The following is a 670-nucleotide window of genomic DNA, read 5'->3' on the forward strand; positions in this document are numbered from 1 at the left end:
CTGTGCATGCATATCGCGCGTGTTGCGCCCCATTCTGCTGATTTCACCGGCAATCTCGGTACTATTCGGGATTGCAATGTTGTCTGTAACCCCCTTTAGGGTAAGAGGTTGTGGCATGCTGTCAGACGCTTTGCGGCAATTGGCATAATGATTGCATCCCGTGGGGCAAGACGCTCAAATTTTCACAGCGGTCCGATTGACGGTCTGCGCTGGCCTTCCAGCAGTCTCTCTCGTCTGCCTAATTCAAATGAGTTTTGGAGGCAGATGACCGTTGGGGCTGGTTATGTGAGCTTTTGAGTGCAGCAATGGCCAATGCCCTTGCAGCGCCCGATCCACGTCACGTCAGAATACGGAGATGTTCGTCCATGAAGAAAATTGAAGCGATTGTCCGTCATCACAAGCTCGATGAGATCAAAGACGCCTTGGTGAGCAAGGGTTTCGGTGGGATGACCGCAATCGAAGTCCAAGGCTTTGGTCGCCAGAAGGGTCAGACCGAAACCTACCGCGGCGCCGAGTACTCGATTGATTTCGTTCCGAAAATCAAGATCGAGATCGTCGCCACCGACGAACAGTTCCAGGAAATCGTCGACACCGTTATCGAAAAGGCGCAGTCGGGCCAGATCGGCGACGGCAAGATTTTCATCAGCGAACTGACCGATGTCATTCGCAT

General features: G+C 52.8%; 1 protein-coding gene. It reads left to right on the forward strand.

What is annotated here, in order from left to right:
- Positions 1 to 365: 365 nt before the first annotated feature.
- Positions 366 to 670 (forward strand): P-II family nitrogen regulator (locus C5Y96_RS22500; RefSeq protein WP_105358141.1); only part of this gene is annotated, 305 nt, incomplete at its 3' end.

The organism is Blastopirellula marina (assembly GCF_002967715.1).
GTDB lineage: Bacteria > Planctomycetota > Planctomycetia > Pirellulales > Pirellulaceae > Bremerella > Bremerella marina_B.